The sequence below is a fragment of the Trueperaceae bacterium genome, assembly GCA_031581195.1.
GTDB lineage: Bacteria > Deinococcota > Deinococci > Deinococcales > Trueperaceae > SLSQ01.
The window spans coordinates 1-1,386 of the sequence record JAVLCF010000220.1; the positions used below are offsets into that span (position 1 = coordinate 1).

A 1,386-nucleotide genomic window follows, 5' to 3' on the forward strand; every position below is an offset into this window, starting at 1 on the left:
ATCGATTGAGCGGGTCCAGGTGGGGCGTCGAGCACGGGCGCACCGGTATCGCGCGAGGTCAACCGGCCGGACGGACCTCCAGCGCCGCCTCGTCCAGGGAGGCGAACAGCTCAGCCAGCTCAACCTCGGCCTCTTCGTCCAGCAGCACGGCCAGCACCCGAGGACCTGCCGCAGTGATCAGGGCGACCACGGGGTCGTCCACGCCTTGCACGCGCCCGACGAACAGCCGCTGCGCGAGCGGCGAGCCTGGGCGCTGGATCCACAGTTCCGTGCCGTCGAGGTCCGGTCCGGTCATGCGCAGAGCCTAGCGCCTGAGCGGGGGTGCTGCGGGGGTAGGGCCGCCGTCCGGGCGCCGGGAGGTTCTCGAGCCCGTCGCGGCCTTCAGTCGTCAGGGGCGACGCTCGATGGCAGGGCGCTCGACACGGCCGCCGGGACGAGCGCGGTCGCGGCCAGCGCGGCAAACAGGACCCGGAACAGGCCGGCGTCCGGATCGGGACCCAGCACCGCCGCCATCGCGGAGGTGCCGGTGATGCTGCCGACGTAGCGCAACGTCGAGTGGAGGCCGGCCGCCTGCCCCGCCCGCTCGCGTCCGGCCGCCTCGAGCGCCGCCGCCTGGATGGCGGCCGAACCCAGTTCGACGCCGGTCCCGAGGAGCACGAGCGGTGCGATCACGCTCGCCCAGCCGCTATCCCCCGCCAGAGCGAGCAGCGGAACGATGCCCACCGCGGCGAGCAGCGCTCAGGCGACGGCGGGCCGTCGCCGCCCGGCTCGATCGGACCAGGCGCCGCCGAGGGGACCGGTCACCATCATGGTCACGGACATCGCGGCGAGCGCCACGCCGACCTACCCGGCCGTCCAGCCGGCGCGCTGCGTCAGGAACACGGGCACGGCCAGCAGGACGGTGTACATCGTCAGGTTCACGAAGGCGACGGCGAGGCCGGCGGCCAGGAAGGCGCGGCGGCGAAGCAGCCCGAAGTCCAGGACGGGGGCCGCCGCGCGGGAGGCGTGCCGGCGAAGGAGCGCGGCCGCCACGACGCCGAGACTCCCGGCCGCGACGGCCATCGATCCCGGGACGCCCTCGACGCGCCACACCGTGCCCGCCAGCGCGGCGAGCACCAGCGTCGCGAGCAGCAGCCCGGCGCCGGCCACGTCGAAGCGCCCGGTCCGGCGTGCGTCGTCGCCGCGTGCGACGGGAAGGCGCCACGTCCACACCAACCCCGGAACCAGTACCAGGAGGTTGGCCGCGAAGATCCAGCGCCAGCCGAGCAGGTCCACGACGATCCCACCGAGCGGAGGGCCGAGCGCCGCGGCCAGGCCGATGCCCGCTCCGATCGTGCCGAGGGCGCGTCCCTGCTGCGAGGTCGGCAACCGGGTGCGGACCATCGC

3 protein-coding genes are annotated in these 1,386 nt (G+C 75.0%); all 3 read right to left on the reverse strand.

Annotated features, from left to right (window positions below; all coding sequences use genetic code 11):
• Positions 1-58: 58 nt before the first annotated feature.
• Entirely contained in the window at positions 59-295 is a 237-nt protein-coding gene (locus RI554_11590) for a hypothetical protein (GenBank protein MDR9392655.1), read from the reverse strand.
• An 86-nt stretch (positions 296-381) separates the two neighbouring features.
• On the reverse strand, positions 382-723 hold the full coding sequence (locus RI554_11595) for a hypothetical protein (GenBank protein MDR9392656.1): 342 nt from the start codon (positions 721-723) through the stop codon (positions 382-384).
• 120 nt (positions 724-843) lie between these two features.
• Positions 844-1,386: MFS transporter (locus tag RI554_11600; protein MDR9392657.1), on the reverse strand; the 543-nt coding region annotated here is incomplete at its 5' end.